The organism is Albimonas pacifica (assembly GCF_900113695.1).
Taxonomy (GTDB): Bacteria; Pseudomonadota; Alphaproteobacteria; order Rhodobacterales; family Rhodobacteraceae; genus Albimonas; species Albimonas pacifica.
Window position 1 is genome coordinate 198931 of record NZ_FOQH01000011.1, and the last position, 24528, is coordinate 223458.

Genomic DNA, 24528 nt, shown 5'->3' on the forward strand with positions numbered 1-24528 from the left:
CAACCGGCGCGGGGCGCGCACCCGGCGCGGGGCGCGCGAGGGGCCGCCGGGGGGCGGGCGCGGCCCCGGGGGGACGCGCCGGGGGTCACTCGCCGGTTCCGTCGAAGACGTCGTCCACCTCGGGATCGCCGGTGGGGGCGTCCCTGGCGGTGGTCTTCTTCGCGGCCGATTTGGCAGGAGGCTTCTTGGCGGCCGCCTTCCTGGCCGGCGCCTTCTTGGCGGGCGCGGCCTCGCCGTCGGCGGCCTTGGCCTTCGCCGCGGGCTTCCTGGCGGCGGCCTTCTTGGGCGCCGCCTTCTTGCCCTTGCCGCCCTTGGCGGCCTTGGCGTTGACCAGCTCCAGCGCCTGCTCGAGCGTCACGCTCTGCGGATCGGCGTCCTTGGGCAGGGTGGCGTTGACCTTGTCCCACTTCACGTAGGGCCCGTAGCGGCCGGGGTAGATCGCCAGCGCCCCGCCCTCGGGGTGCTCGCCCAGTTCCTTGAGGGGCGTCGCGGCCGCCCCGCGCCCGCCGCGGGAGAGCTTCTGGGCGATCAGGTCCACGGCCCGGTTGATGCCGATCTCGAAGACCTCCGACTGGTCCTTGAGGTTCGCATAGACGGGCTTGGGCAGCTTCTTCTCGCCTTCGCCCTTCGGCGGCTGGTGCATCACGAAGGGACCGAAGCGGCCGAGCCCGGCCTTGATCTCGCCGCCCTCCGGGTGCTGGCCCACCAGCCGCGGCAGCGCCAGCAGGTCGAGCGCCTTCTTCAGGTCCACGTCGTCGATCGCCAGCCCCTTGGGGATCGAGGAGCGCTTGGGCTTGGGGTTCTCCTCGGTCAGCTCGCCGAGCTGCACGTAGGGGCCGAAGCGGCCCGAGCGCAGGGTCACCGGCTCGCCGTCCTCGTCATGGCCCAGCAGCTTGCCGTCGGGGCCCAGCGCGCCCTCGCCCTCCTCGCCGCCGCCCATGGGGCGGGTGTAGCGGCATTCGGGGTAGTTCGAGCAGCCGATGAAGGCGCCGCCCGAGCGCGCGGTGCGCAAGGAAAGCCGCCCCTTGCCGCAGTTGGGGCAGAGGCGCGGGTCGGAGCCGTCGCCCTTGTCGGGGAACAGATGCGGGGCCAGCGCCTCGTTGATCGTGTCGAGCACGTCGGTGATGCGCAGCTCGGCCGTGTCCTCGACCGCGGCGTGGAAGTCCTGCCAGAAGTCGGCCAGCAGCGACTTCCAGTCGAGCCCGCCGTCGGAGACGACGTCGAGGTCCTCCTCCAGCTTGGCGGTGAAGTCGTAGGAGACGTATTTCGAGAAATACCGCGACAGGAACACGGTCACCAGCCGGCCCTTGTCCTCGGGGATCAGGCGGTTCTTGTCCTTGCGGACATACTCGCGGTCCTGGATCGTGCCGATGATCGAGGCGTAGGTGGAGGGCCGCCCGATCCCGAGCTCCTCCATCCGCTTGACCAGCGTGGCCTCGGTGTAGCGCGGCGGCGGCTGGGTGAAGTGCTGCTGCGCCAGCACCGCGCCGTCGCCGGCGAGCATGGCGTTGTCGGCGCGCAGCAGATCGACGCCCTGGGCGCCCGCCGTCTCGGTCTTCGCCTCGCCGCGGGCCTTCTCGAAGGCGTCGGCGAGGGATTTCGCGGCCAGCGGCGTGGGTTCGCCCTCGCTCAGCGCGGGCAGGCGGCCGTCCTCGTCGTCCTGGGGCTCGTCGCGGCCCTCTTCGTAGACCCTCAGAAAACCGTCGAACTTCACCACCTGGCCGGTGGCGCGCAGCGCGACCTCGCGGTCCTTCGAGCGGATCTCGGCGGTGGTGCGCTCCAGCCGGGCGCCCTCCATCTGCGAGGCGAGCGTGCGCTTCCAGATCAGGTCGTAGAGGCGGCGCTCGTCCGCGCCCATGCCCGCGTCCAGCTTGCCCGCGTCGCGGGTCATGTCGGTGGGGCGGATGCACTCGTGCGCTTCCTGGGCGTTCTTGGCCTTGTTCTTGTAGAAGCGGGGCTTCTCCGGAACGTAGGCCTTGCCGAAGCGGTCGGCGATGGCGTCTCGGGCGGCGCGCACGGCCTCGGGGGCCATGTCGATGCCGTCGGTCCGCATGTAGGTGATGTGCCCGGCCTCGTAGAGCCGCTGCGCCGCCCGCATCGCCTGCTGGGCGCCCATCCCGAATTTCCGCGACGCCTCCTGCTGAAGCGTGGAGGTCATGAACGGCGGACTGGGATTGCGCGAGGCGGGCTTCGCCTCGACCGTGTCCACGAAAAGCGAGCCGCCGCGCGAGGCGATGGCGGTCGCGGCCATCTCGGCGCGCGTCGCCGTCTCCAGCGTCTGGCGGTCGATCTTCTTGCCCGAGAGCTCCGAGAGCCGCGCCTCGAACTCGACGCCCCGCGGCGTCTTCAGCATGGCGCGGACGGACCAGTATTCCTTGGCCTTGAAGGCCTCGATCTCCATCTCGCGCTCGACGATCAGGCGCAGCGCGACCGACTGCACGCGGCCCGCCGAGCGCGATCCCGGCAGCTTGCGCCAGAGGACGGGAGAGAGGTTGAAGCCGACGAGGTAATCCAGCGCCCGGCGCGCCAGGTAGGCGTGCACCAGTTCCATGTCGATGGCGCGCGGCGCGGCCATGGCGGCCTCGACGGCGGTCTTGGTGATGGCGTTGAAGGCGACGCGCTGGACGGGGGTGTCCTTCTTCAGCGCGCGGCGCTTTCTCAGCGCCTCCTCCAGGTGCCAGCTGATCGCCTCCCCCTCGCGGTCGGGGTCGGTGGCGAGGATCAGGGCCGGGTCGTCGGCCAGCGCCTCGGCGATGGCGCGGACGTGCTTCTGGGACTTCGCGTCGATCTCCCAGAGCATCTCGAAGCCGTTGTCGGGATCGACCGAGCCGTCCTTGGGCGGCAGGTCGCGCACGTGGCCGTAGCTCGCAAGGACGGTGTAGTCCTTCCCGAGATACTTGTTGATCGTCTTGGCCTTGGCCGGGGACTCGACGACGACGACGGCCATGCGGGCGCTTCTCCTGCCGGGTGCGAACGGTTGCGGAACATGTGAGAGCGGGGAGCGGCTTGTCAATCCGCAGGCGATCCGCCGCCGGATTGGGCGCCGGCCGGACGGCGCCCAGGGAACAGGCGCCTACCAGCCGCCCTGCGCCGCGATCCGATCCATGTTCAGATAGCCCAGCACCGCCACCGCCACAACCGCGGCGACCATTCCGGTCAGCTGGTTGGCGGCCCGGCGCCGGTGCAGGGCGACCAGCAGCGGCTCGATGTGGATCTCGTGCAGGCGCGGGGCGATGCGCCGCGCCTCCGCGCCCTGCACCGCCAGCATCCCGGCGGCGGGCGCCAGCAGCATCAGCAGCCCCAGCGCCAGCTCCGAGCGCGCCAGGAAGCCCGCGACCGCCAGCGCCGCCAGCGCGAAGCCGACCGCCGCGCCGGCCGGCACGCCCCAGCGGGCGAGCCAGGCGTCGGTGCGCAGGATCATCACCCGGGCGTATCGGTCGCAGGCGTCGGCCTCGTCGCCGCCGTGGATCAGGGCCCGGCGCAGCATGTCCCAGGGCACTCCGTGGGCGAAGTAGGAGCCCACGGACCAGAAGACCGCGGTCAGCAGCCAGTACCAGATCGAGAAGAAGGCGGTGTCGTCGAACTGCATACGGGCGGCGGACCCTTTGCGCCTTGCGGGAACGGGGCGCGGAGCGGGCTCCACGCCGGGGGCGAACGGCGTTTATGTCCGCCTTGGGCCGCTTGCGCCAGCCTCAGGCGCCGCCCCGGCCCCGCCGCGAGGCGGACGATCCGTCGCGCCCTGCCGCCCGTCGAGCTCCACGCCCCTCCCCGCGAAGCGGCGGCGGGCGAAGCGGCGGCCGGACGGAGCCTCGGCGCGGCGGAGGCGGCGCCTGCAGCGGGCACCCCCGCCCCTCCGCGTCCGGCTCCAGGCGGCGCTTCCTGCGGGGCCGGCATCGGGGCGGGGCGGGGGCGACCGGGATCTTCCGCCCTGTGGAACCGCGTCGCACGGCCCCTTGTCCCCCGCGCGGCGATCCCCTAGCCGTGGGAGCGTCCGCGGCCCCGGGCCGCCCTTCCTCAGGAGACTTCCCCGATGATCGGACTCGACGCGGCGGGCCTGGCCCTGCTGGCGGCATCGCTGCTCGCGACAGGCGTGATCGCGGGGGTGCTCGCGGGACTTCTGGGCGTGGGCGGGGGCATCGTGATCGTGCCGGTGCTGTCGTGGCTGCTCTCGGCCTCGGCGCTCGACCCGGAGGTGACGCAGCACCTGGCGGTGGCGACCTCGCTGGCGACGATCATCCCCACCTCGATCTCGTCCGCCCGCTCGCACCGCAAGCGGGGCTCGGTCGACATGACGCTGCTCCGGCGCTGGGGGCCCGGCATCGTCGTCGGCGCGCTGGTCGGCGGGGTGGTGGCGCGCTTCGCCTCGGGCGACGCGCTGCGGCTGGTCTTCGGGCTGGTGGCGCTGGCGGTCGCGGTGAACATGGCCATTCCCAAGACCCTGACCGCGGCGGACGAGCTGCCGAAGTCGAAGGCGGCCAACGGCGGGCTCTCGGGCTTCGTGGGCCTGTTCTCCTCGCTGATGGGCATCGGCGGGGGCACGCTGGCGGTGCCGATCCAGTCGGCCTTCTCGGTGCCGATCCGCACGGCGGTGGGCACGGCCTCGGCCATGGGCCTGCTGATCGCGGTGCCCGGCACGCTGGCCTTCATCTGGGCGGGCTGGGGGGTCGAGGGGCTGCCGCCGCTGTCGCTGGGCTACGTCTCGGTTCCCGCCGCCCTGCTGATCATCCCGGCCACCTGGTTCTGCGCGCCGCTGGGCGCGAGCATCGCCCACAAGGTCGACCAGGCGCTGCTCAAGCGCCTCTTCGCCCTGTTCCTGGCGATCACCGCGGTGCGGATGCTCTACGCCGCGCTGGGCTGAGGCCGCGGCAGGCCCCGGGTCGGGCCCGGGGCCGGCGCGCGCCTCAGGCGATCTCGCGCACCGGGGCGCCGTCGAGCCAGGCGGCGATGTCCTCGACCGCGTCGCCGTAGAACAGCCGGTAGACCGCGTCCGAGACGTAGCCGATGTGCGGCGTGCCGACGACGTTGGGCAGCCGGCGGAAGAGGTCGTCGCACTCCGGCGGCTCGGCCTCGTAGACGTCGAGCCCGGCGCCGGCGATCCAGCCCTCCTGCAGCGCCCGCTCCAGCGCGCCGCGCTGGACCAGCGGCGCACGGGAGGTGTTGACCAGGTAGGCCGAGGGCTGCATCGCGCGCAGCTCCGCCTCGCCCACGATCCCGCGGCTGCGCTCCGACAGCACCAGATGGATCGAGATCACGTCCGCCCGCCGGAACAGGGCGTGCTTGCTCTCGGCGAGGCTCACGCCCAGTTCCGCGCAGCGCTCGGGCGTGAGGTTGGGGGACCAGGCCTCGACCTCCATCTCGAAGGCCTGCGCCACGCGCGCCACCCGGCCGCCGATCTCGCCCAGCCCCAGCAGGCCCAGGCGCCGACCGGCGAGCCGCGTGCCCACCGAGCCCTGCCACAGCCCCTGCTTGAAGCGCTGGGATTCGGCCGAGACCTTGCGCATCAGGTTCAGGATCAGCCCCCAGGCGATCTCGACGGTCGAGTTCTTGTCGCCGCGCGTGCCGCAGACCGTCACCCCCCGGGCGCGGGCGGCGGCCACGTCGATGGCGGCGTTGCGCATGCCGGTGGTGACCAGCAGGCGCAGCTCCGGCAGGCGGGCGAGCAGGCTTTTGGGGAAGGGCGTGCGCTCGCGCATCGCGAGGACGACCTCGAAGCCCGCCAGCGCCTCGGCGGCGGCGTCCTCGTCCGCGAAGGGCTCGCGGAAGATCACCGGCTCGATCCGGCCCGCGAGGGGGCCCCAGTCGGCGAAGCTCAGGGCGACGCCCTGATAATCGTCCAGCACCGCGCAACGCATATGCAGTCCTCCCTGCGACCGTTTCCGGGATCGGTCATTCCGCCGCTCCCGTCGCGTCCTTTTTGACAAGCCGGCCGGTTAGCGGCAATGCTCTCCTGGCCGTCGCCGACCGGCGGCAAGTCTCGTCCGTCGCGGACCGACGGCAAGCCTTGAAGGGGAACCGCCCATGCACCCGTATCGCGAGCCGCCGCTCCGTCCCTGTCGCGCGCCCGCCGACGGCGTCGCCTCCGGCGGCGAGCCCGACGAGGACGCGGCCGCCCGCGGCGCGCGCAAGAAAGCCTCGATCCGGCGCGAGGAGATCATCGCCATCGCGGCGGACATCTTCGCCACCAAGGGCTACGACGGCGCCTCGCTGCGGGATATAGCCGAGCGCGCCGGCCTGACCAAGGCCGCGCTCTACTATCACTTCCCCGACAAGGAGCAGATCTTCGAGATCGTGGTCATGTCGCGGATGGAATCGCTGATCGCCGACGTGGGCGAGCACGTGGCCGCCGCCGGCGACGACCCGGTCAGGCGGATCGAGGCCTTCGTCGAGGCCTCGGCCACGCGCATCGACCAGGACCGCACCGGCTGGATCTCGTCCTCGAACACCTTCTGGAGCTTCGAGAACGCCCAGAACCGGGTGCGGATCGTGGCCCAGCGCGACGCCTACGAGAAGATCCTGCGCGACGCGATCAAGGACGGCATGGCCAAGGGCGTGCTGCGCAAGCGCGACGCGGGGCTTGTCTCGCGCCTGATCCTGGCCGGGCTCTCGGGCCTGCCGCGCTGGCACAAGGCCGACGGGCCGCTGAGCGCCCAGGAGGTCGGGCGCCAGTATCTCGACTTCGTGCTCAACGGGCTGAAGGTGGAGCGCGACTGACGCGCGCCGCCGCCGCCGCCTCCCGCCCCGGCCCTGCGCCGGGGCGTTGCGATTCAGGGGAGATCCCATGTCCGAACTCACCGGAAAATCCGTCCTGATCACCGGCGCCAGCCGCGGCATCGGCGCCGCGGCCGCGGCCGAGCTCGCCGCGCGCGGGATGCGCGTGGCGCTGGTCGCGCGCGACCACGCCGCCTGCGAGGCCGGCGCCGAGGCGATCCGCGCCGCCGGCGGCGAGGCGATCGCGCTGAGCTGCGACGTGGCGAGCTGGACGGAGGTCTCGGTCGTGGTCTCGGCGGTGCGCGACGCCTTCGGGGGGCTGGACGCGCTGATCAACAACGCCGGGGTGATCGAGCCGATCTCGCGGCTGGCCGACTCCGACCCCGAGGCCTGGACCAGGGCCTTCTCGATCAACGCGCTGGGCGTCTACCACGGGCTGCGCGCGGCGCTGCCGATCATGGAGGCGCAGGGCGCGGGCGTGATCGTCAACATCTCCTCGGGCGCGGCGTACAATCCGCTGGAGGGGTGGAGCCAGTACTGCTCGGCCAAGGCGGCGGCGCTGATGCTGACCCGCGCGGCCCATGCCGAGAGCGGGCCGAAGGGCGTGCGGGTGGTGGGGCTGAGCCCGGGGACGGTGGCCACCGACATGCAGCGCGTGATCGGGGCGAGCGGCGTGAACCCGGTCAGCAAGATGAGCTGGGACGACCACATCCCCGCCGACTGGCCGGCGAAGGCGATCGCCTTCCTGTGCACAGAGGCCGCCCGCGAATTCGACGGGAGCGACTTCCAGCTCCGCGACCCCGAGAACCGCACCCGCCTCGGCCTGGGCTGACGATCCCCCCGGCCGGCGCCCCGCGCCGGCCGGGGGAGCGCCGCGTCGACCGACGCGCCCGTCCCCAGGTTCCGCCCGCGGCGCATCGCGGGCGCGGCGCCGGACGGCGGGCGGGGCTCCCGGCAGGCGGCGCGCGCCCTGCCGCCGCCGGCGCGCGGGGCCTGCGTCGAAGCGCCTGGCGGCGATGGGAGGCGGGACCCCGGGCGGCTCCGCGGGCTGCGGCGGCGGGTCCGGGGGCGGACCGGGCCGCGAGACTGGCGACGGGGGGCGCGGAGACCTATCCTCGCGCGGCGCGCAGGCCGCTCCGCCCTGCCCTGACCCTGCCCTGCCCGACCCTGCCCTGCCCGACCCTGCCCGGCGTGGCCGCCGCCGGTCCGATCCCGCCGGTTCCGGGGCGCGCTCGCGCCCGCCTCGCGCCCCCGCCCCGCACCCTCGCCGTCCCGAGACCGCCCGACCGTCCTTGCGACCGACAGACCGCCACGCCAGCCCGCCGCCGGAGCCCCATGATCGACGTCTACCGCAAGCTGATGGACCTGCTCGATCCCGCCGAGCGGCGCCTGTTCTGGGCGGTGCTGGGGCTGTCGATCCTGTCGGGTTTCGCCAACCTGGTGGGCGTCGCCTCGGTGATCCCGTTCCTGGCGGTGCTGGCCGCGCCCGAGACGGCGGCGGGCGCCGGACGGCTGGGCGAGGCGCTGCAGTCGATGGGCCTGGCGGGGGGCGAGTCGCCGCCTTCCCTCCCTCTGCTGGGGGCGCTGCTGGGCGGGTGCTACGCCGCCGCCATCGCGGTGCGCGTCGGGACCATCTACGCCTCGCGCCGCTTCGCCGCCCTGCGCATGCACAGCATCGGCCAGAAGGTGATGGCCCGCCTGCTGCGCCAGCCCTACGCCTGGTTCCTCGACCGCCACAGCTCCGACCTGGTGAAGACCTCGCTGGTCGAGGTCGACGTGCTGGTCCAGGGCGTGCTGACCCAGTTCCTGGAGCTGGTCGCGAACGCCTGCATCGCGCTCGCCATGCTGGCGCTGATGGTGCTGGTCAGCCCGCTCGCGGCGGCGGTGATGTTCGCGGTCACGGGCGGCGGCTACGCGCTGGTCTACCTCGCGTTGCGCCCGCGCATCCGCGAGCTGGGCGAGATCCGCTTCGAGACCCTCTCCGAGCGCTTCCGCCTGGCGCTGGAGGCGATGACCGGCATCAAGGAGGTCAAGACGCTGGGCCTCGAGCAGGCGATGCTGCGCCGCATCGGTCGGCCCTCCCTGCGCGGGGCGCAGGCGCTGGCGAGCGAGATGGTGCTCGGCCAGGCGCCCCGGCACGTGCTGGAGGGGGTGGCGGTGATCGGCATGATCGCGGTGGTGCTGGTGCTCGCCGCCGGCGCCGATCCGGCGAGCGGGGGCTACGCCGCGATCCTGCCCACCGCGGGGGTCTACGCGCTGGCGGGCGCCCGGCTCGCGCCCTCGATGCAGGCGGTCTATGCGGGGCTGAGCTCGATCCGCTCGCGCCGGCCCTCGCTCGACGCGATCCATGCCGAGCTGACCGCGGCGGGGGCCGAGTCGCTGGAGACCGCCCCCTCGCCGCCGCTGGCCCGCGCGCTGGAGCTGCGCGGCGTGCGCTTCGCCTACCCGGGGACCGAGCGTCCGGCCCTCGACGGGCTGGACGTGGAGGTGCGCTCGGGGACCCGGGTGGGGATCGTGGGCGGCACCGGCGCGGGCAAGACCACGGCGATGGACCTGATACTGGGGCTGCTCTCCCCCGACGCGGGCGAGATCCTGGCCGACGGCCGGCCCCTGCGCGGCCCCGCCGACCGGCGCGGCTGGCGGCGGACCCTGGGCTACGTGCCCCAACACATCTTCCTCACCGACGCCTCGGTGGCCGAGAACATCGCCTTCGGCGCCCCGGACGATGCGATCGACATGGCCGCGGTCGAACGCGCCGCCCGCCAGGCCGCGCTGCACGACTTCGTCGTGGACGAGCTGCCGCGGGGCTACGACACCCTGGTCGGCGACCGGGGGGTGCGGCTCTCGGGCGGGCAGCGCCAGCGGGTGGGAATCGCCCGCGCGCTCTACCGCGACCCCTCGCTCCTGATCCTGGACGAGGCGACCTCGGCCCTCGACACGCTCACCGAGCGGCAGGTGATGGAGGGGATCGCGGCGGCGGGCGCGCAGCGCACCGTGGTGATGGTCGCCCACCGCCTGACCACGGTGCGCGACTGCGACGAGATCTTCCTGCTGGAGAACGGCCGCGTCGCCGCGCGCGGCGACTTCGAAAGCCTGCTCGCCGCCTCCGCCGCCTTCCGCGACATGGCCCGCGACCTAGCCTGACGCCGCCCGGGCCCGGACCGCACGCGCTCGCGCCCGGTCTCGCGCGCGTGAGCCGCGACGAAACCCGGCATGACGACGGGAACGGTTCATGTTATCGAACGGCGGAGCCGATCATATTTTCGCCTCGATCCTGCGGCCGGGGCGGCCGCGGAGGGGGCCTGTTTCGACGTGGTGGGGATGAACAAGGCGATCGCGAGCGACTGGGGCGCAACCTGGAACCCCTTCGGCATCTTCTGGCTGGCCATCGCGGTCGTCGGGGCGGCCCTGTTCTTCCTGCCCGGGCTGACGACCCTGGGCGAGGCCTGGCAGCTGGCCGAATACAGCCACGGGCCGCTGATCCCGCTGCTGTCCTCGTTCCTGCTGCTGCGCCAGCTCAAGGAGGTGCCGGTGAACGCCGGCCCCGTGCGCGACCGCTGGCCCGGGGTGGCGGTGGTGTGCCTGTCGCTGCTGGTCGGCCTGCTGGGACTGCTGAGCCACATCGGCGACGTCTCGGCCTATGCGCTGATCATCTGGGTCTACGGGATGCTGCTGGTCAGCTTCGGGTGGAAGAACGGCGCCCAGCTCTGGCCGCCGGTGCTGCACCTGACCTTCATGCTGCCGCTGCCGGGGCTGATCTACTACAAGGCCACGACGACGCTGCAGTTCATCTCGTCGGACATCGGGGTCTGGGCGCTGCAGATGATGGGCACGCCCGTGTTCCTCGAGGGGAACATCATCGACCTCGGCGTCTACAAACTGCACGTGGCCGAGGCCTGCTCGGGCCTGCGCTACCTGTTCCCGATCATGTCCTTCTCCTACATCTTCGCGGTGCTCTACCGAGGGCCGACCTGGCACAAGGCGGTGCTGCTGCTGTCCGCCGTGCCCATCGCGGTGCTGATGAACTCGTTCCGCATCGCCCTGGTGGGCGAACTGGTGAACGCCTGGGGCATCGAGCAGGCCGAGGGCTTCGGCCACCTGATGGAGGGCTGGGTGGTCTTCCTGGGCTGCATCGCGATCCTCTTCGGCCTCGCCGCCCTGATGCTGCGCCTGCAGCCCGCCCCCCGCATGGGCCTGTCGGAGGCGCTGGACCTCGACCTCAACGGCATCATGCCCGAGCTCGCCCGCGTGCGGCACACCCAGGCCTCGCCGGCGATGATCGCCGCGGCCGGGCTCTGCGCCGCTCTCGCCGCCGCCTGGTGGCTGTCGCCCCCGCGCGAGCTGCCGGCCATCGACCGCCAGCCCTACGCCCAGATGCCCGCCCGCATCGGCGAATGGACGCTGGTCAACCGCAGCGCGCCGCTGGAGAAGCGGGTCGAGCGGGTGCTGGGCGCCGACGACTACATCGGCCTGAGCTACGGCCATGCCGACGCCGCCGCGCCGGTCGAGTTCTTCTCGGCCTGGTATCACGACCAGACCAAGGGCGGGATCCACTCGCCCGAGGTCTGCCTGCCCGGCGGCGGCTGGGAGATGCACTCGATCAAGACCGTGGACCTGGCCCCGCGGCTGGGGGTCGAGGGCAGCTTCAACGTCAACCGCGCGGTGATCATCAAGGGCGGCTCGCGGCTGCTGGTCTACTACTGGTTCGACCAGTCCGGCCGGCGCATCGCCTCGGACTACGTCGCCAAGGCGATGCTGGTGGTCAACGGCGTGGTCGAGGGCCGCACCGACGGCGCCCTGGTGCGCCTGACCACCCCGATCCTCGCGCGCGAGCGCGAGGCGGACGCCGAGGCCCGCCTGCTGGGCTTCCTCGCCCCCGCCGACGACGTGCTGCCCCGCTTCGTGGACGGCCGCATCTGACGCGCAGGCCCCGCGCCCGCGCCCCCACGCCCCGGCCCCGCGCCGGGGCGTTTTGCGTTTCAGGCGAGGCGCGCGACGCCGCCGCGCCGGCCTGGCCCCGGGCCGCTTGCGTCCCTCACGACGCGCGCGAGGCCTCCCCCGCCCCGCGCCGACGCCCGGCGCCGGCCTTCGCAGGGACTCCGGACGTCAGCCGCAGGCGCGTGCCCAGGGCCTGACCCGGGGCCTCGCGCGGCCCGCAGGGGGCGCGACGCTCGAAGATCGCGCGAAGGGCGGGGGCGCGAAGCGGCAGCGTGGGCGCGCAGAAGACGCGCAGGCGCGGCGGGAACTCGGTCGAAACGGGGGGAGGCGGAAGAAGCCGCGCGGGCTTGCCCGAAGCGGCCGGCGCTCAGTCGAGCCGGCGGGCGACCACGTGGGCGTCGATGCGCACGCTCAGGCCCACCATCTCCTCCACCGGCCCGCCGACGCCGTAGTCGCTGCGCACCAGCTCCGCGGCGACGTTGGCCTCGGCCGCATCGCCCTCGGCGGCGATGGCGACCTCGAGGTCCAGCGGCCGGGTCTCTCCCTTCACGGTCAGCACGCCGTGCACGGTCCAGTCGCCGGGGGCCGAGCGGCTGAAGCCCTCGCCCTCGAACACCGCCACCGGGTGGGCGGCGGCGGCCAGCCACTCCGGCTCCGCCGCCGAGGACGAGGCCATGTCGTCGGGGAACGCCAGGCTCGCCACGTCGACCTCGACCCGCACCCGGCAGGCCTCGGGGTTCTCGGGGTCGAAGGCGATCTCGGCCCGCCAGTCCTGGAACTCGCCGAACAGGCGCCGCCCCGCGACCTCGACCGAGATCGAGAGCCGGCTCGCCGCGTGGTCCACCTCCCAGTCCGCGGCGGCGGCGGGGGCGGCCGCCGATCCGGCGACCAGCAACGCCGCCCCGAGGCGCCGCGGCAGGGCCCGGCGGGCCCGGTGGGAAAGGTCGGCGCCGCGAGCCCGCATGAAGTTCCGTCCTGCACCTCCCGCCAGCCTGCGGGGCCCGGGCAGGATGGCGCCGCGGCGACGGGGGCGCCAGTGCGCCCCTCCGGATCGTGATCGGGCTTCCCATCGCGCCGCCGGGGGCCTAGGAACCCTTGCCATGACCGACGCGCCTTCCCGAACCGAGATCTACGTCGACGCCGACGCCTGCCCCGTGCGGGACGAGACCCTGCGCGTCGCCGCCCGCCACAAGGTCCGGGTGCACCTGGTCTCGGACGGCGGGATCCGGCCCAGCCAGGACCCGATGGTGAACGTGGTCTTCGTCACCGGCGGCGCCGACGCCGCCGACGACTGGATCGCCGAGCATATCGGCCCCCGCGACGTCTGCGTGACCAACGACATCCCCCTCGCCTCGCGCTGCCTCGAGGCCGGCGCCCAGGCGATCCGGCCCAACGGGCGGCCGTTCGATGCGGCCTCGATCGGCATGGCGCTGGCCCAGCGGGAGCTGATGAGCACGCTGCGCGAGACCGGCGCGATCACCGGCGGGCCGCGGCCGTTCTCGAAGGCCGACCGCTCGGCCTTCCTCAACCAGCTCGAGACCTCGGTGCGCGCCGCCCTGCGCCGCTGACGCCGCGTCCGCGGGTCTGCGCCCTTGCGGGCGGGGCCCGCGCCGGCCATCCTCCCGCGCGTTCGACACGCCTGCGCGGGAGCCCTGCCGATGCCCTCCGATCCCCTGCCCGGCCTGGAGCCGGGGCTCGAGCCCGGCTACGACGTCCCCGCCCTGCCCGGCATGAGCCTGGCCGAGATCGAGACGCCCGCCCTGCTGCTGGACCTCGACCTCGCCGAGGCGAACATCGCCCTGATGGCCGCCCGCGCCGCCGCCGCGGGCGTGGCGCTTCGCCCGCACGCCAAGTCCCACCGCTCGGCCGAGATCGCGCGGATGCAGATCGAAGCCGGCGCCGCGGGCGTGTGCTGCCAGAAGGTCGCCGAGGCCGAGGCGATGATCCGCGGCGGCGTGCCCGACGTGCTGCTGACCAACGACCTCGTCGACCCGCGCAAGATGGCCCGCGCCGCGCGCCTCGCCCGCACCGCGCGGATCACCGCCATCGCCGACGATCTCTCGATGATCCCCGCCTGGTCGGCCGCAGCCCGGGCCGAGGGCGTCGAGCTGCCGATGCTGGTCGAGATCGACGCCGGCTCCGCCGCCTGCGGGGCCGAGCCCGGCGCCCCTGCGGCCGAGATCGCGAAGGCCATCGACGCCGCCCCCGGCCTGCGCTTCGCCGGCATGCAGGCCTATTGCGGGGTCGCCCAGCACATCCGCTCCCCCGCCGAGCGGCGCGCGAAGATCGAGGCCGCGGCCGAGCGCGTGCGCCTGACGCTCGACGCGCTCGAGCGCGCGGGCCTCGACTGTCCCTGGATCACCGGCGGCGGCACCGGGTCGTGGGAGTTCGAGGCCGCCGGCCCCTGGACCGAGGTGCAATGCGGCTCCTACGTGTTCATGGACGCCGACTACCAGCGCGACGCCGCCGCCCCCGGCCAGGCGCTGGGCGAGTTCGCCAACGCCCTGATCCTGCTGACCACCGTCATGTCCAAGGCCCGCCCCGGCGTCGCCATGTGCGACGCCGGCCTGAAGGTGCAGTCGATGGAGAGCGGCCCGCCCCGGATCCTGGAGCCCGACCCCGGCAACAGCGGCCTCGAAGTGCTGGGCTGCGCCGACGAGCATGCCCGCGTGGCGGACCCGAACGACCTGCTGCGTCTCGGCGACCGGCTGCGCATGACGCCCGGCCACTGTGACCCGACGGTGAACCTGCACGACTGGCTGGTGGGGGTGCGCGGCGACACCGTCGAGCGGCTGATCCGCGTCTCCGCCCGCGGCCGGTCGTGGTGAGCGGCGGCGCGCCCCGGAGCCTGTCGTAGGGCGCATTTCAATGCGCCTCGGCGGCCGGGGGGATGCGCGGTTGGCGCATTGAAATGCGCCCTACTCCACCAGCCGCATCAGCCGGTCCTTCTCGCCGTGGTCGTCCGGCCGGGCGAGCGCGTCGGCGAGCGCCTGGAGGCTGTCGATGTTGTGGGCCGCGCGGAAGCTGTCCACGTGGGGCAGCAGCGCCTTCACGCCCCCGGCCCGCGGCGCGAACCCGTCCCAGCGCAGCAGCGGGTTCAGCCAGATCAGCTTGCGCGAGCTCAGGTGCAGGCGCTCGGCCTCCGCCGCCAGCCGCACCGGGTCGTCGCGGTCGAGCCCGTCGGTGATCAGGATCACCACCGCGCCCTGCCCCAACACCCGGCGCGACCAGTCGCGGTTGAAGGTCTTGAGGCACTCGCCGATGCGCGTGCCGCCTTCCCAGTCCTGCGCCTCGCGCCCGCAGGCGGCGAGCGCCGCGTCCGCGTCGCGCTGCATCAGGTGGCGGGTGACGTTGGTCAGCCGGGTGCCGAAGGTGAAGGCATGGACCTTCGCCCAGCCCGCGCCCTTCTCGTTCGCCGCCGCATGCAGGAAGTGCAGCAGCATCCGCGAATAGCTGCTCATCGAGCCGGAGATGTCGCACAGCGCCACGAGGTTGGGCCAGCGCACCGCCCGCGCCCGCGTCTTGAAGGCCGAGACGTCCCCTCCCTGCCGCATCGCCGCGCGCATCGTCGCCCGCCAGTCCGGCCGCTTGCCCGAGACCGACGGCCGCGTGCGCCGCGACGCGATCGGCTTCACCGGCAGCGTCAGGCGGGAGATCGCGCGCCTTGCGGCGAGCTGCTCGGCCGCCGTCATCTGCTCGAAATCGGTCTGCTTGAGCTTTTCGTCGGTCGAGAAGGTGAGGGTCGCGTCGAACTCGATCTCCTCGCCCTCCTCCTCGCCCTCGGGCGGGGGCGGGGGCTCGGCCTCGGCCATCAGCGCCTCGGCGGCGCGGCGCTCGGCGTCTTTCGGCGCGGGGGGCTCCTCCATGCTCTGCAGCATCGGCGAGAGCATGCGCATCATCTTCTCGAGGAACTCGGGGTCCCGCCAGAACAGCCGGAAGGTCTGGGCGAAGACCGCGCGATGCTCGGGGCGCGAGACGAAGCAGGCGTGCAGCGTCCAGTAGTAGTCGGCCTTGTCGGAGAAGCCGGCCGCCTCCACCGCCCGGATCGCGTCCGTCACCCGGCCCGGCCCGACCGGCAGGCCGGCCTTGCGCAGAGCGCGGGCGAAGTGGACGACGTTGGCCGCGAGCTTGCCGTCCTCGGGGATCTCCAGCGGCGCGAACTCCATTCAGGGCGCCTCGGCGTAGTTCGAGACCTCGATCAGGTTTCCGTCCGGGTCGTTGAAGTAGACGGACATGAAGGGGCCGCGCGCGCCGGTCTTCTGCACCGGGCCCTCGACGATGGCGGTGCCCTCGCCGGTCAGGCGGGCGACGACGTCGGCGAGCGGCAGCTCGGTCAGCAGGCAGAGGTCGCCCGAGCCGATGCCCGCGTAGTTGCGCAGCTCCATGCCCAGGGTCTGGAGGTTGATCTTCTGGTCCCCGATCTGCAGCGCCCGGCGGCCGGCCCCGAAGGTCACCGCCTCGACGCCGAGGGCGCGGGCGTAGAAGTCGACCGCCGCCTCGATGTCGCGCACGGTCAGGACCAGGTGGTCGATGGCGGTCACGATGCCGGTCATCAGGCGACCGGCATCGCGTTGCGGGCGCTGTCGAGGATCCGCCGCGCCTCCGACCCCTGCATCTTGGCGATGTCGTCCTGGTATTTCAGGATCGCGCCCAGCGTGTCGGCGATCACCTGCGGGCTCAGCGCCACGGCGTCGAGCGCGACCAGGCAGCGGGCCCAGTCGATCGCCTCGGCCACGCCCGGCTTCTTGAACAGGTCCTCGCGGCGGAGCTGCTGGACGAAGGCCACCACCTCCCGGCTCAGGCTCTCCTGCGCCTCGGGGGCCTTGGCGGCCAGGATCTCCATCTCCCGCTCGAAGTTGGGATAGTCGACCCAGTGGTAGAGGCAGCGGCGTTTGAGCGCGTCATGCACCTCGCGCGTGCGGTTCGAGGTGAGGATCACGATCGGCGGCTCTTCGGCCTTGATCGCGCCGATCTCGGGGATCGTCACCTGGAAGTCCGACAGGGCCTCGAGCAGGAAGGCCTCGAAAGGCTCGTCGGTGCGGTCGATCTCGTCGATCAGCAGCACCGGCGCGCCGCCGGGCTGGGGGCGCATCGCCTCCAGCAGCGGCCGCTCGATCAGGAAGTCGTCGGAGAAGAGCTCGCGGGTCAGCGCCTCGCGGTCCTCGGACCCCACCGCCTCGGCCGAGCGGATGGCGACCATCTGCGCGGCGAAGTTCCACTCGTAGACCGCCGAGGCCGCGTCCAGCCCCTCGTAGCACTGCAGGCGGATCAGGCGGCGGCCCAGCGCCAGCGCCAGGGCCTTGGCGATCTCGGTCTTGCCCACGCCGGCCTCGCCCTCGAGGAACAGGGGCCGTCCGAGCTTCAGCGCAAGGAAAACGACTGTGGCGAGATCGCGGCCACAGACGTAACCGACGCGACCCAGAATTTCGCTGGCTTCGTCTATGTTTGCGGGAAGTCCTTGCGACATGGTCTCAGCCTCCGATCGGGGCGTTTTCTGGGTCATTTGGGGAACGCCCTTGGCTGGGGGGAGGGCCGGTCCTAGCTCGTCGAACAAGACAGCCCGGCACGGGAAGAGGTCAACCCCTCCCTTTCGGGCATGTCGCCGGCCTGGGGCGGGGCATCCCGACGCAGGCGCGTTCGGCGGCACGGACTGCAGACCCAGGAGGACGGCCATGCTCGACCCGCGCACGATCCCCACCCTGCTCTCCGGCGCGACGCTCGCGTCGGCCCTGATGTTCGGCGCGGCCTCGGCCGACCCGGGCAAGGCGCTCGACTGGACCGGCGCGCCCGAGACCGGCGCGATCCAGAGCTTCGGCGGCGACGCGATGAGCGTCGAGCCGGCGATTTCCGAAGGCGACGGCGAGCCCGCGCCTTCCCCCCTGAGCGGCGTTCCCGCCGCCGACGACGACGCCGCGATGCCCCTGGCCTCGCAGCTCACCATCGGTCCCGCCGGCGCGCTGGGCGCCGTCGACCGCAACGACGCCAACGAGGAGTCCTGACATGACCCGCCCCCGCACCGCTCGCAGCCCCCGTCTGGCCCGCCGCCCGCGCAGCGCGTCCTTCGCGATGCTGGCGATGACCGTGGGCGCGGTGTCCCTCGCGCCGGCGCTGGCCCCGATCTCGGCCTCGGCCCAGACCACGGACGACGCCCGCACGGTGACCACCGTCACCGACGGCGTGACCAAGGACCAGGTGACGGTCGACTTCTCGGAGGCCACCTTCATGGAGGAGCGCGAGATCTCGCGCATCGTGCAGGAGGTCTACGGCCCGGGCGTCGAGCAGTCGAGCGGGAACGGCCCCTCCGAGGCGGTGCAGCAGGCGCTGGACGTGGGCCAGCCCCTGCCGGAGGGCGCGAACGCGAAACCGGTGGAGACGAAGCTCGCCAGCCGCCTGCCCGCGGGGCCGCAGTGGCTGGCCGTGGGCGAGAACCTGGTCGCGGTGGACGCCGACGGCCGCGTGAGCCGCGTGTACCACGACATGCTTCCCTGACGATCCCCCCCCTGTCGGGCGCATGAACCGGTATGCGTGGAAGGGTCCGGCCGAAAGGCCGGGCCCTTCTTGCATGGCGCGACGGGCCGTAGGGCGCATTTCAATGCGCCATGGCGCTCCGCCGGGCCTGTCCGCCGTGGCGCATTGAAATGCGCCCTACAGCAGGACCATTCCGGCCAGTCCCAGGAAGCTGAAGAAGCCCACCACGTCCGTCACCGTGGTCACGAAGGTGCCGGAGGCGAGCGCCGGGTCCGCCCCCGCGCGGTCGAGCGCGATGGGGATCAGGATCCCCGCCAGCCCCGCAGCGACCATGTTGATCACCATCGCCACCCCGATCACCGCGGCGAGCTTGTAGTCGCCGTACCAGATCACCTCCACCACCGCGACCATCACCGCGAAGATCACGCCGTTGGTGAAGCCCACCACGGTCTCGCGCGTGACCAGCCGGCGCATGTTCGCCGCCGTCAGGTCGCGGGTGGCCAGCGCGCGCACCGCCACCGCCAGCGTCTGCGTCGCCGCGTTGCCCCCCATCGAGGCCACGATCGGCATCAGCACCGCCAGCGCCACGATCTGGGCGATGGTGGCGTCGAACTGCGAGATCACCATCGAGGCGAGGATCGCGGTCCCGAGGTTCACCGCCAGCCACGGGAAGCGCAGCTTGGTGATCTCCCACACCTTGTCCGAGAGCGACTCGTCGCCGACGCCCGACAGGCGCTTGAGGTCCTCTTCCGCCTCCTCGTCCAGCGCCTCCATGGCGTCTTCCATCAGGATCACGCCGACCAGCCGCCCCGCCTCGTCCACCACCGGCGCGCTGGCCATGTGATACTGGTTGAAGCCGTAGGCGACGTCGGCCTGCGGCTCGGTCGCGTCGATGATCTCCATCTGGTCGCGCTGCAGGTCCCTGAGCACCCGGTCGCGCCCCGAGCCCATGATCCGGCTCAGCGGCGCCAGCCCCACCGGCTTCAGCGCCGGGTCCACCAGCACCACGTCGTGGAAGGCGTCGGGCAGGTCGTCATGGGCGCGCATGTGGTCGATCATCTGCCCCACCGTCCAGTGCGGGGGGGCGGCCACGAAATCGCGCCGCATCATGCGGCCGGCGGTGTATTCGGGGTAGTTCAGCGCCTGCTGGACCGCGGTCCGGTCCACCGGCTCCAGCGCCTCGAGGACGTTCTGCTGCTGGTCCTCGTCGAGGTCCTCGATCAGGTAGACGACGTCGTCTGCGTCGAGCTCGCGCGCGGCGCGCGCCAGGTGCTCGGGGTCCATGGCGGCGAGCACGTCGTCGCGCACGTCGTCGTCGAGTTCCGACAGCACCTCGGGGTCGAGGTCGGCGCCCAGCACCTGGACCACCGCCTCGCGCATGTCATGGCCGAGCTGCTCGAGAAGGTCCGCCACGTCGGCGGCGTGCAGGTCCTCGATCAGGCGCTTCAGGCCGATATGATCGCGCTCGGCCGCCGCCGCCGCGGCGCGCGCGGGCAGCGTGGGGTCGAGCGACCACTCGTCCTCCCAGGACTCGCTCTCTTCGGCCGGCTCCGCCTGCCGCGCCGTCTGCTCCGCCTCGCGCGGATCGTCCTCGGCGTCGGTCTTGCGGTCGTTTCCGGCGTCGGTCATGCGCGGTCCTCTCGGAGGCGGGAGGGCTGGGACCCGCCCTTCTAGCGCGCGCCGCCAAGCATTTGAAGCGCCGCAGCAAGCGGCCGTCGGCCCCGGGGCCCGCGGTGTTGACAGGCGCCGGGCGGGGCTGCGTCATGGGGCCGCGAAGCCGGGCGCGCGGACGCCCGCGGCAGGAGGGAGATGCGGATGGGCCAGGGGAGCGAGCAGGCCGAGGCCGGCGCCCGCCCCGGCGGGGCCGGGGCGCCGCCGGCCGCCGGCGCGCCGCGCACGCTGGGCGAGCTGCGCGCGCAGGCGATCGAGGCGCACCAGGCCGGCGCGCTCGACGCGGCCTTCGCGGCCTATCGCGCCTATCTCCAGCGCCGGCCCCGGGATTCCGGGATCTGGACCAACCTCGGCGCCCTGCTCCGCCGCCGGGGCGAGCACCTCGCCGCCGCCGCCTGCCAGCGCCGCGCCCAGGCGCTGGCGCCCGAGGACGCGGCGATCCTCAACAACCTGGGCAACGCGCTGCAGGACGCCGACCTGCTGGACGAGGCGCTGGAGATCCGCCGCGAGGTGCTGCGCCGCCGCCCCGGCGACGCCGACGCCCACGCCATGCTCGCGGTCACCCTGCGCGCGCTGGGCCGGATGGACGAGGCGCAGGCGACGGCCGAGGCGGGCCTCGCCTTGCACCCCGCCGACGGCGAGCTGCGCGTGCAGCGCGCCATGGCGATGCTGGCGGCGGGCGACTACGCCCGCGGCTTCCCCGCCTTCGACGCGCGCTGGGAGATCGGCGAGATCGCCAAGGGCGACGCCCCCGGGCCCGAATGGGCGGGCGAGCCGCTCGAGGGCCGCCGCATCCTGGTCCTGCCCGAGCAGGGCTTCGGCGACACGATCCTGATGAGCCGCTTCCTGCCCGCGCTCAAGGCCCGCGGCGCCCATGTGATCCTGGCGGTGAAGCCGCCCTTGAAGCGCCTGTTCCAGGGCGTCGAGGGCGTGGACGCGCTGGTCGAGATCGGCGCCCCCCGCCCGCAGGCCGATTTCACGACCTACATGATGGACCTGCCCGGCCGGCTCGGCTGCGACGCGGCCCGCCTGCCGCCCTCGCCGAAGCTGCGGGTCCCGGGCGACTCCCGCTCCCGCGCGCGCAGGCTGCTGCAGCCGTGGGAGGGGATGCTGCGGGTGGGCGTGTGCTGGTCGGGCTCGGTCACCTACAAGGCCAACTTCAAGCGCAGCTTCGGTCCGGAGCGGTTCCTGCCGCTGGCACGGATCCCCGGCGTGCAGCTCTTCAGCCTCTACAAGGGGCCGCTGCTGGAGGGGTTCCGCCGCTCGCCCGCCTCGGCCCTGATCGTGGACGCGGCGGGGGAGGAGCGCGACTTCGCCGACGCCGCCGCCACGATCCGCGAGCTGGACCTGGTGGTGACGATGGACACCGCCGTGGCGCATCTCGCGGCGGCGCTGGGACGACCGGTGTGGAACCTGCTCGCCTATTCGCCCTTCTGGCTTTACGGCCACGCCGGGGAGGCGACCCCCTGGCACCCGACGATGCGCCTCGTGCGCCAGCCCGCTCCCGGAGACTGGGACGGGCCGATGGAGACGGTGGCCAGGGGCGTTTCAGACCTCGCCGCCCGCAAAGGAGCCCGGCCATGACCGCCCCCTCCCCCCGTTCCGGCGAGACCGGCGTGATGGTCGAGATCTCGCCGGGCGAGCTGATCGACAAGATCACGATCCTGGAGATCAAGTCGCAGCGCCTCTCCGACCCCTCGCGGCGGTTCAATGTGACGACCGAGCTGGAGCTGCTGGTGGCGGCCCGCGACGCGGCCCTGCCCGCGCCGGCGGAGCTGGACGATCTCACCGACGCGCTGCGCGAGGTGAACGGCGACCTGTGGAGCATCGAGGACGACCTGCGCGCCTGCGAATCCCGGGGCGATTTCGGCCCCGGCTTCGTGGCGCTGGCCCGCTCGGTCTACCGCCTCAACGACCGCCGCGCGGCCCTGAAGCGGGAGATCAACCTCCTGCTCCGCTCCCGCCTGATGGAAGAGAAGTCCCACCCCCTCTACTGACCCCGCCCGGCCGCGGCCCAGGCAGAGGACCCGCGCCCCCGGCGCGGCGCCCCCGACCGCCTGCCGCCAGGCCCCGCCCGCCCCAACAAGTGCCCCGGCGCCACGCCCGCCTCGCGCCCTCGGGGAGCGCCTGTTCTCCGGAGCCGTCTCTCGCGGATGCCGGAAAGAGCGACTCGGCCCCCGGGGTCAAGGATCGCGCAGCGACCGCGCGAAGCGCGGCTCGTCCTTGACCCCGGGGGCCGAGTCGCTCAGGCATCCATCAGCGAGAGACGGCTCCGGAGGACAGGCGCGGGCGCTTTGTTCTTGGGTGAGTCAGGAGCCCGCCGGAGGCTCCTCCGCCAGCCTGTCTCGCGCCTCTCCCCGCCGGCTCGACCCGGCCAGGCCCGCCCGCAGGGCGCCTGCAGACCGCTTGCCTCGACCATCCTGCGCTCAGCCCGACGCCCCCCGCGCCCGGGCCATCGCCATTTCGATCTGCTCGGCGAGCTCCGCGCGCTCCTCCGGGCTCAGGAACGCGCCCAGTTCGATCTCGCGTCCGCCGCCCTTCAGAGTCAGGTAGTTCTGCGGCCGCCCGTCGGGGTCGAGCTTCAGCCGCACCCAGTGGGGATTGGCCTGCCAGCGCAGCACGCGGCCGGAGGGCTCGTGGCGCTCGACCGTGATCAGGTCGGGCCAGAGGCGGAGCTGCTCGTGCAGGGACAGGTCGCGGGCGTTGCGGCGCAGGAACCAGCCCAGCGCGCCGAGCGCGCCCAGCACGAAGGGCAGCAGCCCCAGGGCGGCCTTGGTTCCGGCGAGCGGGATCATCGGCAGCGACAGCATCGCCGCCGATCCGCCCATCACCACGCCGAAGCCGCGGCGTCCGAGCGAGCGGTTGGGCCACAGCGTGACCTCGTAGAGGGGCGGGTCGGAACGGTCGACGGCCGGGGGGTTCCCCCCCGGCCGTCCGATTTCCACGCGCCGCCTGGGCGTTCGCGTCCACGTCAGACCTCTGCGGTCAGTGGTGGGGCTGCTTGTCCCACATGTCAGGGGTCGGCAGCTGCTCGAAGGTGTGGGCCGGCGGGGGGTTGGGCAGCGTCCACTCGAGGGTGTCGGCGTGCTCGCCCCAGTAGGCCTTCTCGGTGATCTTCTCGCCCTTCGTGACCGTCACCCAGACGATGTAGAAGAAGAGCAGGAAGGACAGGCCCGAGAGGAAGGCGCCGTAGGACGAGACCTCGTTCCACAGCGAGAACTGCTCGGGATAGTCGATGTAGCGGCGCGGCATGCCCTGACGGCCCAGGAAGTGCTGGGGGAAGAAGGTCAGGTTGGCGCCGATGAACATCATCCAGAAGTGGATCTTGCCCAGCATCTCCGGGTACTGGCGCCCGGTGATCTTGCCGATCCAGTAGTAGACGCCGGCGAAGATGCAGAACACCGCGCCGAGGCTCATCACGTAGTGGAAGTGGGCGACCACGTAGTAGGTGTCATGGTAGGCGCGGTCGACGCCGGCCTGCGACAGCACCACGCCGGTCACGCCGCCGACGGTGAACAGGAAGATGAAGCCCAGCGCCCAGAGCATGGGCGTCTTGAAGCTGATCGACCCGCCCCACATGGTGGCGATCCACGAGAAGATCTTGATGCCGGTCGGCACCGCGATGACCATCGTGGCCAGCATGAAGTAGGCCTGCTGGGTGTGGGACATGCCCACGGTGTACATGTGGTGCGCCCACACGACGAAGCCCAGAATGCCGATGCCGACCATCGCGTAGACCATGCCCAGGTAGCCGAAGACCGGCTTCTTGGAGAAGGTCGAGATCACGTGGCTGACGATGCCGAAGCCCGGCACGATGATCATGTAGACCTCGGGGTGACCGAAGAACCACAGCAGGTGCTGGTAGAGCACCGGGTCCCCGCCGCCGGCCGGATCGAAGAAGGTCGTGCCGAAGTTGCGGTCCGTCAGCAGCATGGTGATGGCGCCGGCCAGGACGGGCAGCGACAGCAGGATGAGGAAGGCGGTCACGAAGATCGACCAGGCGAACAGCGGCGCCTTGTGCAGGGTCATCCCCGGCGCGCGCATGTTCAGGAAGGTCGTGATCATGTTGATCGCGCCCAGGATCGACGAGGCGCCCGAGACGTGGACCGCGAAGATCGCGAGATCCATCGAGTACCCGGCCTCGCGCGTCGACAGCGGCGCATAGAGCACCCAGCCCACGCCGGACCCGAGCTGCTGGTCGCCGCCCGGCGACACCACCGACAGCACCGCCAGCGTCGAGCCGCAGACATACAGCCAGTAGCTGAGGTTGTTCATCCGCGGGAACGCCATGTCCGGCGCGCCGATCATCAGCGGCATGAAGTAGTTGCCGAAGCCCCCGAACAGCGCGGGGATCACGACGAAGAACATCATCAGGATGCCGTGGGCCGTGATCATCACGTTCCACAGATGGCCGTTCGGCGTGACGCCGTCCTCCATCAGCATGTACTGCACGCCCGGCTCCATGAGCTCGAGCCGCATGTACATGGTGAAAGCCACCGAGATCAGACCGAGCACCGCCGAGGTGATCAGGTACAGAACCCCGATGTCCTTGTGGTTGGTCGAGAGGAACCACCGGGTGAAGAACCCCGGGTGGTGGTCGTCATGCGCGTGGGCCGCCGCATCCGCCATGTCTGCACTCCTGCCGCAAGCCGGAACGGCGCCTGCCCGACGCCGGTCCCGGTCCGGGGCTCCCTCGCCCCGGGGAATGTCTCGTTCGCGCAACCGTCCCTGCCCGGTCGGGTT

Annotated in this window: 21 protein-coding genes; 11 read left to right on the forward strand and 10 right to left on the reverse strand. The window is 72.7% G+C overall.

What is annotated here, in order from left to right; genetic code table 11:
- Positions 1-85 precede the first annotated feature (85 nt).
- Both topA and BM064_RS22370 read right to left on the reverse strand, forming a co-directional pair.
- The gene (topA, locus tag BM064_RS22365) at positions 86-2947 is read right to left on the reverse strand and encodes a type I DNA topoisomerase (protein ID WP_092864219.1); all 2862 of its coding nucleotides are present in this window, start codon (positions 2945-2947) and stop codon (positions 86-88) included.
- A 126-nt stretch (positions 2948-3073) separates the two neighbouring features.
- Positions 3074-3589 (reverse strand): hypothetical protein, encoded by a 516-nt coding sequence (locus BM064_RS22370; protein WP_092864222.1) that lies wholly within the window; start codon positions 3587-3589, stop codon positions 3074-3076.
- A gap of 441 nt (positions 3590-4030) precedes the next feature.
- On the opposite strand from BM064_RS22370, the gene BM064_RS22375 reads away from it, so the two are divergent.
- Entirely contained in the window at positions 4031-4858 is an 828-nt protein-coding gene (locus tag BM064_RS22375; protein WP_092864225.1) for a sulfite exporter TauE/SafE family protein, read from the forward strand.
- Positions 4859-4901: 43 nt separating this feature from the next.
- Here BM064_RS22375 and BM064_RS22380 read toward each other — a convergent pair whose 3' ends face one another.
- A complete protein-coding gene (locus BM064_RS22380; protein WP_218161105.1) occupies positions 4902-5852 on the reverse strand; it encodes a D-2-hydroxyacid dehydrogenase family protein in 951 nt (316 codons plus the stop codon).
- A gap of 166 nt (positions 5853-6018) precedes the next feature.
- Between BM064_RS22380 and BM064_RS22385 the strand changes: the two genes are divergently transcribed.
- The 4 genes from BM064_RS22385 to xrtD all read left to right on the forward strand — a co-directional run bounded on the left by BM064_RS22385 (position 6019) and on the right by xrtD (position 11628).
- Positions 6019-6711 (forward strand): TetR/AcrR family transcriptional regulator, encoded by a 693-nt coding sequence (locus BM064_RS22385; protein WP_092864227.1) that lies wholly within the window; start codon positions 6019-6021, stop codon positions 6709-6711.
- Positions 6712-6778: 67 nt separating this feature from the next.
- Positions 6779-7540, forward strand: a complete 762-nt coding sequence (locus BM064_RS22390; protein ID WP_092864229.1) for an SDR family oxidoreductase — start codon at positions 6779-6781, stop codon at positions 7538-7540.
- 503 nt (positions 7541-8043) lie between these two features.
- On the forward strand, positions 8044-9852 hold the full coding sequence (locus tag BM064_RS22395; RefSeq protein WP_092864232.1) for an ABC transporter ATP-binding protein: 1809 nt from the start codon (positions 8044-8046) through the stop codon (positions 9850-9852).
- A 177-nt stretch (positions 9853-10029) separates the two neighbouring features.
- Positions 10030-11628 (forward strand): VPLPA-CTERM-specific exosortase XrtD, encoded by a 1599-nt coding sequence (xrtD, locus tag BM064_RS22400; protein ID WP_092864235.1) that lies wholly within the window; start codon positions 10030-10032, stop codon positions 11626-11628.
- A gap of 385 nt (positions 11629-12013) precedes the next feature.
- Here the strand turns inward: xrtD and BM064_RS22405 are convergent, their stop codons facing one another.
- Positions 12014-12610: a YceI family protein gene (locus BM064_RS22405; RefSeq protein WP_177236371.1), complete on the reverse strand. Its 597-nt coding sequence runs from the start codon at positions 12608-12610 to the stop codon at positions 12014-12016.
- 136 nt (positions 12611-12746) lie between these two features.
- Between BM064_RS22405 and BM064_RS22410 the strand changes: the two genes are divergently transcribed.
- Together BM064_RS22410 and BM064_RS22415 are read left to right on the forward strand one after the other, a co-directional pair.
- Positions 12747-13214, forward strand: coding sequence for a YaiI/YqxD family protein (locus tag BM064_RS22410; protein WP_092864241.1), 468 nt, complete (start codon positions 12747-12749; stop codon positions 13212-13214).
- Positions 13215-13304: 90 nt separating this feature from the next.
- Entirely contained in the window at positions 13305-14474 is a 1170-nt protein-coding gene (locus tag BM064_RS22415) for a DSD1 family PLP-dependent enzyme (RefSeq protein WP_092864244.1), read from the forward strand.
- Between the two features lie 90 nt (positions 14475-14564).
- Here the strand turns inward: BM064_RS22415 and BM064_RS22420 are convergent, their stop codons facing one another.
- The 3 genes from BM064_RS22420 to BM064_RS22430 are packed head-to-tail and all read right to left on the reverse strand — an operon-like array spanning position 14565 to position 17113.
- Complete coding sequence (locus BM064_RS22420; protein WP_092864247.1) at positions 14565-15812, reverse strand: vWA domain-containing protein; 1248 nt, start codon at positions 15810-15812, stop codon at positions 14565-14567.
- Positions 15813-16199, reverse strand: a complete 387-nt coding sequence (locus tag BM064_RS22425) for a VOC family protein (RefSeq protein ID WP_218161106.1) — start codon at positions 16197-16199, stop codon at positions 15813-15815.
- Positions 16199-17113: an AAA family ATPase gene (locus BM064_RS22430; protein ID WP_092864250.1), complete on the reverse strand. Its 915-nt coding sequence runs from the start codon at positions 17111-17113 to the stop codon at positions 16199-16201. The genes BM064_RS22425 and BM064_RS22430 overlap by 1 nt, the downstream gene beginning before the upstream one ends.
- Positions 17114-17318: 205 nt before the next feature.
- Here BM064_RS22430 and BM064_RS22435 point away from each other — a divergent pair, with 205 nt between their 5' ends.
- Both BM064_RS22435 and BM064_RS22440 read left to right on the forward strand, forming a co-directional pair.
- Positions 17319-17645, forward strand: a complete 327-nt coding sequence (locus tag BM064_RS22435; protein ID WP_092864253.1) for a hypothetical protein — start codon at positions 17319-17321, stop codon at positions 17643-17645.
- A gap of 1 nt (position 17646) precedes the next feature.
- Positions 17647-18135, forward strand: a complete 489-nt coding sequence (locus BM064_RS22440; protein ID WP_092864256.1) for a hypothetical protein — start codon at positions 17647-17649, stop codon at positions 18133-18135.
- 156 nt (positions 18136-18291) lie between these two features.
- Here BM064_RS22440 and mgtE read toward each other — a convergent pair whose 3' ends face one another.
- Complete coding sequence (mgtE, locus tag BM064_RS22445) at positions 18292-19743, reverse strand: magnesium transporter (RefSeq protein ID WP_092864261.1); 1452 nt, start codon at positions 19741-19743, stop codon at positions 18292-18294.
- Between the two features lie 186 nt (positions 19744-19929).
- Between mgtE and BM064_RS22450 the strand changes: the two genes are divergently transcribed.
- Both BM064_RS22450 and BM064_RS22455 read left to right on the forward strand, forming a co-directional pair.
- Positions 19930-21369 (forward strand): glycosyltransferase family 9 protein, encoded by a 1440-nt coding sequence (locus BM064_RS22450; protein WP_092864264.1) that lies wholly within the window; start codon positions 19930-19932, stop codon positions 21367-21369.
- Entirely contained in the window at positions 21366-21782 is a 417-nt protein-coding gene (locus tag BM064_RS22455) for a DUF6165 family protein (protein WP_092864267.1), read from the forward strand. The genes BM064_RS22450 and BM064_RS22455 overlap by 4 nt, the downstream gene beginning before the upstream one ends.
- A 429-nt stretch (positions 21783-22211) precedes the next feature.
- On the opposite strand, the gene BM064_RS22460 is transcribed toward BM064_RS22455, so the two are convergent.
- Positions 22212-22730: a DUF2244 domain-containing protein gene (locus tag BM064_RS22460; RefSeq protein WP_245779250.1), complete on the reverse strand. Its 519-nt coding sequence runs from the start codon at positions 22728-22730 to the stop codon at positions 22212-22214.
- A 40-nt stretch (positions 22731-22770) separates the two neighbouring features.
- Positions 22771-24414: a cytochrome c oxidase subunit I gene (gene ctaD / locus BM064_RS22465; protein ID WP_092864270.1), complete on the reverse strand. Its 1644-nt coding sequence runs from the start codon at positions 24412-24414 to the stop codon at positions 22771-22773.
- Positions 24415-24528: the final 114 nt, after the last annotated feature.

Bases quoted from the DNA above. Each gene is read 5' to 3' on its own strand.
- topA (WP_092864219.1), bottom strand. From the start codon at position 2,947: ATGGCCGTCGTCGTCGTCGAGTCCCCGGCCAAGGCCAAGACGATCAAC.
- BM064_RS22370 (WP_092864222.1), bottom strand. From the start codon at position 3,589: ATGCAGTTCGACGACACCGCCTTCTTCTCGATCTGGTACTGGCTGCTG.
- BM064_RS22375 (WP_092864225.1), top strand. From the start codon at position 4,031: ATGATCGGACTCGACGCGGCGGGCCTGGCCCTGCTGGCGGCATCGCTG.
- BM064_RS22380 (WP_218161105.1), bottom strand. From the start codon at position 5,852: ATGCGTTGCGCGGTGCTGGACGATTATCAGGGCGTCGCCCTGAGCTTC.
- BM064_RS22385 (WP_092864227.1), top strand. From the start codon at position 6,019: ATGCACCCGTATCGCGAGCCGCCGCTCCGTCCCTGTCGCGCGCCCGCC.
- BM064_RS22390 (WP_092864229.1), top strand. From the start codon at position 6,779: ATGTCCGAACTCACCGGAAAATCCGTCCTGATCACCGGCGCCAGCCGC.
- BM064_RS22395 (WP_092864232.1), top strand. From the start codon at position 8,044: ATGATCGACGTCTACCGCAAGCTGATGGACCTGCTCGATCCCGCCGAG.
- xrtD (WP_092864235.1), top strand. From the start codon at position 10,030: ATGAACAAGGCGATCGCGAGCGACTGGGGCGCAACCTGGAACCCCTTC.
- BM064_RS22405 (WP_177236371.1), bottom strand. From the start codon at position 12,610: ATGCGGGCTCGCGGCGCCGACCTTTCCCACCGGGCCCGCCGGGCCCTG.
- BM064_RS22410 (WP_092864241.1), top strand. From the start codon at position 12,747: ATGACCGACGCGCCTTCCCGAACCGAGATCTACGTCGACGCCGACGCC.
- BM064_RS22415 (WP_092864244.1), top strand. From the start codon at position 13,305: ATGCCCTCCGATCCCCTGCCCGGCCTGGAGCCGGGGCTCGAGCCCGGC.
- BM064_RS22420 (WP_092864247.1), bottom strand. From the start codon at position 15,812: ATGGAGTTCGCGCCGCTGGAGATCCCCGAGGACGGCAAGCTCGCGGCC.
- BM064_RS22425 (WP_218161106.1), bottom strand. From the start codon at position 16,199: ATGACCGGCATCGTGACCGCCATCGACCACCTGGTCCTGACCGTGCGC.
- BM064_RS22430 (WP_092864250.1), bottom strand. From the start codon at position 17,113: ATGTCGCAAGGACTTCCCGCAAACATAGACGAAGCCAGCGAAATTCTG.
- BM064_RS22435 (WP_092864253.1), top strand. From the start codon at position 17,319: ATGCTCGACCCGCGCACGATCCCCACCCTGCTCTCCGGCGCGACGCTC.
- BM064_RS22440 (WP_092864256.1), top strand. From the start codon at position 17,647: ATGACCCGCCCCCGCACCGCTCGCAGCCCCCGTCTGGCCCGCCGCCCG.
- mgtE (WP_092864261.1), bottom strand. From the start codon at position 19,743: ATGACCGACGCCGGAAACGACCGCAAGACCGACGCCGAGGACGATCCG.
- BM064_RS22450 (WP_092864264.1), top strand. From the start codon at position 19,930: ATGGGCCAGGGGAGCGAGCAGGCCGAGGCCGGCGCCCGCCCCGGCGGG.
- BM064_RS22455 (WP_092864267.1), top strand. From the start codon at position 21,366: ATGACCGCCCCCTCCCCCCGTTCCGGCGAGACCGGCGTGATGGTCGAG.
- ctaD (WP_092864270.1), bottom strand. From the start codon at position 24,414: ATGGCGGATGCGGCGGCCCACGCGCATGACGACCACCACCCGGGGTTC.